Source organism: Arenimonas sp. (assembly GCF_019459675.1).
GTDB lineage: Bacteria > Pseudomonadota > Gammaproteobacteria > Xanthomonadales > Xanthomonadaceae > Arenimonas.
Genome location: NZ_JAIBFH010000043.1, coordinates 1 through 5,444 on the forward strand (window position 1 = coordinate 1; position 5,444 = coordinate 5,444).

Sequence of the window (5,444 nt, forward strand, 5' to 3'; positions counted from 1 at the left end):
CGTCGATGGTGTTGCCGAACTTCCAGCCGCCCATGGCCTTGAAGCCGTGCGCGGTGCCGGCGCCGTCCTGCGACGCCTGGCCGCACAGGCACGCGTTGCTCCAGCCGCTGGGCGTGATGGCACCGGCGATGACCCGCTGCCCTTCGCGGTAGCCGGTTACCGCGGAGCCCAGCTTCTCGATCACGCCCACCGGCTCGTGGCCGATGGTCAGGCCCCTGGCCACCGGGTACTCGCCTTTGCGGATGTGCACATCGGTGCCGCAGATGGTGGTGGTGGTGACCCGCATCAGTGCGTCCAGCGGTCCGACGTCGGGAATGGGCTTGTCGTCGATCACGATGCGCCCGGGTTCGACGAATATGGCGGCTCTCATCTTGGTCATGGCGTTCTCCGAAATTTATACCCGCTGACGGCAAGGTTCATTCGTGGGCCAACTGTACTACCAGCTTGCCAAAGTTCTTGCCCTCCAGCAGTCCGATGAAGGCCTCGGGTGCATTCTCAAGTCCGGACACGATGTCTTCGCGCACTTTGACCTTTCCCGCCTGTACCCATTCGCCCATGGCGGCGGTGAACTCGGGGAAGCGCGGTGCGTAGTCATCGAAAACGATGAAACCCTGCATCGTGATGCGCTTGCGCAGCAAGGTGCCCACCAGCAGCCCCAGGCGGTCGGGCCCCGGCGGCAGCTCGGTGGCATTGTAGGCAGCCACCAGGCCACAAACCGGCACTCGGGCCTTGGCGTTGAGCAGCGGCAGCACGGCGTCGAACACGGCGCCACCCACGTTCTCGAAGTACACGTCGATGCCCTTCGGGCACGCGGCGGCCAAGCTTCGGGGAAGGTCCGGGGCACGGTGGTCGATGCACGCATCGAAGCCCAGTTCGTCCACCACGTAGCGGCACTTCTGCGCGCCCCCGGCGATGCCCACGACGGTGCAGCCCTTGATCTTCGCGACCTGCCCAACCACCGATCCGACGGGGCCGCTGGCGGCAGCGACCACCACGGTTTCGCCGGCCTGTGGCCTGCCGATGTCCAGCAGGCCCATGTAACCCGTGAAGCCCGGCATTCCCAGTACACCCAGCGCAAGTGAAGGATGTGACTGTTCGGTTGGCAGCGTGGTCAGGCCCTTGCCGTCGGACAGAGCGTAGTCCTGCCAGCCCGCGTAACCCAGCACCAGGTCACCGACATTGAAGCCATCGTGCCGGGACGCCTCGACGCGCGACACCGTACCGCCGACCATCACGTCGCCGAGGGACACGGGTGCCGCGTAGGAAGGCGCATCGCTCATGCGCCCGCGCATGTAGGGGTCCAGCGAAAGATACAGCGTGCGCAGCAGCACCTGGCCCGTTCCGGGATCGGGCACGGAGGCGTTCTCGATGCGGAAGTCCGCAGCCGTGGGCGCGCCGCGGGGCCGGTTGGCCAAGACGATGCGACGATTGACGGTAGTGTTCTGCGGCATGGTGCGGGCTCTCCTTTTCCTGGCGCGCCAGAGGCTCTCGACGAAGGCCGGGTGACGCTTTCAGGCTAGGCGGCGAGCCCATCGGAGTCGGTGCGGTGGAGAACACTCCGCCAACCCAGGGTATGCCAGCGAACAGACCGAGCCGCTTTCGGCGGCCAGACTGGCTAGAAGCCCCCGCGCAGACCTCGCCGACTGCCCCCGGGCAGGGTGGCCCCGGCTTGCGCCCCCGCCAACGTTCAAGGACGACCCCACCGTGCCCTACCAAAGCATCAACCCCAATGACGGAAAAGTGCTCGAGAGCTTCGAGCACATCAGCAATGCCCAGCTTGAAAGCGCCCTGGCGGCCGCCGAGTCCTGCTTCCAGTCCTGGAAACACATGAGCTACGCCGAGCGGGCGGTCATCCTCAACCGGGCGGCCGCCCTGATGCACGCCCATGTCGATGACTTCGCCCGGCTTGAAACGCTCGAGATGGGCAAGCGCATCGACGAGGCGCGCGGCGAAGTGAAGTTCAGCGCCGACATCCTGGCGTACTACGCCGAGCACGCCGAGGCGTTCCTGGCGCCGACCACGCTGCATCCCGCGCACGGCGAGGCGCACATGGAGAACTCGCCGCTGGGCGTCTTGTTCTGCGTCGAACCCTGGAACTTCCCTTACTACCAGCTGGCCCGCGTGGCCGGCCCGCAGCTGATGGCCGGCAACGTGCTGGTGGTCAAGCATGCAGGCTGCGTCCCGCAGTGCGCCATCGCCTTCGAGAAGCTGCTCATCGATGCCGGCGCGCCGGTCGGCGCCTACACCAACCTGGTCATCTCCTACGAACAGTCCGACCGCGTGATCGACGACCCGCGCGTGAAGGGCGTGGCGCTGACCGGAAGCCTGGACGCCGGGCGCAGCGTCGCGGCCCGCGCCGGCCAGAACCTGAAGAAGTCCACGATGGAACTGGGCGGCAGCGACGCCTTCATCGTCCTGGAAGATGCCGACATCGACCAGGTGATTCCGTGGGCCGTCTGGGGTCGCATGTACAACTGTGGCCAGACCTGCTGCGCGGCCAAGCGATTCATCGTGCTCGAAGCGGTCGCCGACGCGTTCCTGGCGAAGTTCACCGCGGCGCTGGAAGCGCTGCAGCCCGGTGACCCGATGCTGGAAACCACCACGCACGGCCCGCTGTCCACCGAAGCGGCGCTGCTGCAGCTGCTGGCGCAGGTGGACGCCGCCGTGGACGCCGGCGCCACGCTGGTGCTGGGCGGCAAGCGTATCGACCGTCCCGGCTGGTTCATGCAGCCCACGCTGCTCACCGACATCCAGCCGGACAACCCTGCGTTCCGCGACGAGTTCTTTGGTCCCGTCGCGTCCTTCTATCGCGTGAAGGACGAGGACGAAGCGATCGCGCTGGCCAACGACTCCGACTTCGGCCTCGGCGGCTCGGTTTGGACGCGCGATCAAGCGCGCGGCAAGCGCGTGGCCAGCCGGGTGGATACCGGGATGATGTTCGTCAACAACATCAGCTGGGCCGACGCCGACCTGCCTTTCGGCGGCATCAAGCACTCGGGCTACGGACGCGAACTGGGCAACATGGGCATCCAGGAATTCGTCAACAAAAAGCTCGTGCGCACCGGGCATTTCCCGGCTCCGGTTTGAACGAAAAGGACATTCGATGAACGCATCCCCCAGCAAGACGCCCGTCACCGAGCCGCCGGTGTGGCTCATCACCGGCTGCTCCACGGGCTTTGGCCTGGAGTTGGCCAAGGAGTGCATCGAGCGCGGATACCGTACCGTGGTCACGGCGCGCGACCCGTCGAAACTGGAAGACCTTGGCGCCAGCGACCAGGTGCTGGTGCTCGAGCTCGACGTGACCCGGCCCGACCAGGCTGAAGCGGCGATCAAGTCCACCCTGGGTCGCTTCGGCCGCATTGACGTGCTGGTGAACAACGCCGGCATTGGCTACTTCGCCGCGGTGGAGGAAAGCGAGGAGCCCGAGGTGCGCAAGATGTTCGACGTCAACGTGTTCGGCACCGGCCGCATGATCTGGGCCGTGCTGCCCGGCATGCGCGAGCAGCGGTCGGGCTGCATCGTCAACGTGTCGTCGCTGGCGGGGCTGCGCGGCTTCCCGGCGCTGGGCTATTACAACGCGACGAAGTTCGCCGTCGAAGGCCTGTCGGCGGCCTTGCGCCACGAGGTCGAGCCGCTGGGCCTGCAGGTGATGGTGGTCGAACCCAGCGGCTTCCGCACCGACTGGGCGGGCCGCTCGGCCAACGAGAGCGCGGTCCGGATCGACGACTACAGCGCCACGGCCGGCAAGGTCCGGGCTGCGCTGCGCCAATCCACCGGTGACGAGCCGGGCGACCCGGTGCGTGGCGCCAAGGCGATTGTCGATGCGGTGGCGTCGGGTAACCCGCCGCACCACCTGCTGCTTGGCAACGACGCTTTCGAAGGTGCGATGGCCCGGGTCGAGCATTTGCGCCAGGACTTCGCGGCGGGCGAGGCCGTGGCCCGCGCCGCCGACTTTCCGAAGTAAGAAAACCTGGCGCGCAGTAGAGCGTGACGCCGGACTGATGAGACCGTGATCCGATGAAAACCATCCTGCCCCGACTGCCTCGCCACCCCGCCGCCGCGTTCGGCGCCGCCGCCCTGTTGATCCTCGCCTTGAGCACCGTCGCCATGTCCAGCCACGCCACCGAAGAGCCGGAGTACCAAGTCGTTCGCCAGCTCGCGGACATCGAAGTGCGCCAGTACGGCGCCTACGCCGTCGCCGAGGTCGTGGTTCCCGGCCCGGCCGGCAAGGCGGGCGGGCAGGCGTTCCCGATCCTGGCCGGCTACATCTTCGGCAAGAACAAGGGGGAGCGGAAATTCGCCATGACCGCGCCGGTGACGCAGACAGCCGCGCCGGTGAAGCTGGCGATGACCGCGCCCGTGACGCAAACCGCCGCGCCCGGCGGCTTCCTGGTGCAGTTCGTGCTGCCCCGGGGCGTCACCGCGTCGAGTGCGCCCGAGCCCCTGGACGCCCGCGTGAAGCTGCGCGAAGTGATGCCGGCGCAGGTGGCCGTCATCCGCTATTCGGGCTTCTGGTCGGCCTCCAACGACGCCAGGCACCTGGCCAAGCTTGAGGCGGCCCTGCGCGCCGCCAACCTGGCCTGGACGGGCGAGCCGGTGTTCTCGCGCTACAACGCGCCGTTCACGCCGTGGTTCATGCGTCGCAACGAGGTCTGGCTTTCCCTGGCGCCAGTCAGCACACCCTAGGAGTCCCGCATGAAAGGCTACGTCCAAGACATCGAGAGCATCGCCACAAGCAATGAGGATTTCCGCCAGGTGCTGTATACGGCCCGGCACTGCCAGCTGGTGGTCATGGCGCTCAAGCCCCAGGAGGAGATCGGCGCCGAGGTGCACAAGCTCGACCAGTTCTTCCGGGTCGAACAGGGCACCGGCGAGGCGGTGCTGGACGGGGTTCGCACGGCGATCAGGGCCGGTTACGCCGTGCTGGTTCCTGCCGGGGCCAGGCACAACATCATCAACACCGGAGCCGGGCCGCTCAAGCTCTACACGATCTACTGTCCGCCCAACCATCGCGATGGCGTGGTGCACCACACGCGCTCGGACGCCGAGGCCGACACCGAGCACTTCGACGGCACGACCTCGGAGTAGGGGTCGCTGAAGGCGGCCATGCCCCGGGCATCGGGACCAGGACACGGCAGCCAACGCCTTGTCCACCAGGTCATCAATCACCACGGCGGCAAGCGCAAGGTTTGCTGGACAAGTGCGGCGCCGTACCCGGGCCGCTGGTCGCGTATGGGGTGCTGATATGGCTGGGCGAATCCCCGGGCGCACCTGCCGCGTGCTTTTCCGGAATGCCCAGAAACAACAACGCCACCCGAGGGTGGCGTTGTTGTTTGTTGGTGGTGGGGGCAATCAAACTAACGCTTGCAAGGCGCCAACTGCGCGGGATCCCCAGCAGCGCTTTCGCCGCATGCCCCCAAGTATGCCCCCGTGAGCACTCGGTT

6 protein-coding genes are annotated in these 5,444 nt (G+C 67.1%); 4 read left to right on the forward strand and 2 right to left on the reverse strand.

From position 1 onward, the window contains the following. Nucleotides 1–379, reverse strand: a 379-nt coding sequence (locus tag K0M70_RS01720; RefSeq protein ID WP_290778456.1) for an alcohol dehydrogenase catalytic domain-containing protein, incomplete at its 3' end; no start/stop codon positions are given. Nucleotides 380–416: 37 nt separating this feature from the next. Then, nucleotides 417–1,451 carry an NADP-dependent oxidoreductase gene (locus tag K0M70_RS01725; RefSeq protein ID WP_290778459.1) on the reverse strand — a complete coding sequence of 345 codons (1,035 nt, stop codon included), beginning with the start codon at nucleotides 1,449–1,451 and terminating at the stop codon, nucleotides 417–419. Between the two features lie 253 nt (nucleotides 1,452–1,704). Here K0M70_RS01725 and K0M70_RS01730 point away from each other — a divergent pair, with 253 nt between their 5' ends. Genes K0M70_RS01730 through K0M70_RS01745 form a run of 4 tightly spaced genes read left to right on the forward strand, consistent with a single transcriptional unit; the run spans nucleotide 1,705 to nucleotide 5,088 of the window. Continuing rightward, on the forward strand, nucleotides 1,705–3,087 hold the full coding sequence (locus tag K0M70_RS01730; RefSeq protein ID WP_290778461.1) for an NAD-dependent succinate-semialdehyde dehydrogenase: 1,383 nt from the start codon (nucleotides 1,705–1,707) through the stop codon (nucleotides 3,085–3,087). 16 nt (nucleotides 3,088–3,103) lie between these two features. Then, nucleotides 3,104–3,964, forward strand: coding sequence for an oxidoreductase (locus tag K0M70_RS01735; RefSeq protein ID WP_290778464.1), 861 nt, complete (start codon nucleotides 3,104–3,106; stop codon nucleotides 3,962–3,964). Between the two features lie 53 nt (nucleotides 3,965–4,017). Then, nucleotides 4,018–4,686: a heme-binding protein gene (locus K0M70_RS01740; RefSeq protein WP_290778467.1), complete on the forward strand. Its 669-nt coding sequence runs from the start codon at nucleotides 4,018–4,020 to the stop codon at nucleotides 4,684–4,686. A gap of 9 nt (nucleotides 4,687–4,695) precedes the next feature. After that, nucleotides 4,696–5,088: a cupin domain-containing protein gene (locus K0M70_RS01745; protein WP_290778470.1), complete on the forward strand. Its 393-nt coding sequence runs from the start codon at nucleotides 4,696–4,698 to the stop codon at nucleotides 5,086–5,088. Nucleotides 5,089–5,444: the final 356 nt, after the last annotated feature.

Coding starts and splice junctions, on each gene's coding strand:
- K0M70_RS01740 (WP_290778467.1), top strand. CDS start 4,018: ATGAAAACCATCCTGCCCCGACTGCCTCGCCACCCCGCCGCCGCGTTC.
- K0M70_RS01745 (WP_290778470.1), top strand. CDS start 4,696: ATGAAAGGCTACGTCCAAGACATCGAGAGCATCGCCACAAGCAATGAG.
- K0M70_RS01735 (WP_290778464.1), top strand. CDS start 3,104: ATGAACGCATCCCCCAGCAAGACGCCCGTCACCGAGCCGCCGGTGTGG.
- K0M70_RS01725 (WP_290778459.1), bottom strand. CDS start 1,451: ATGCCGCAGAACACTACCGTCAATCGTCGCATCGTCTTGGCCAACCGG.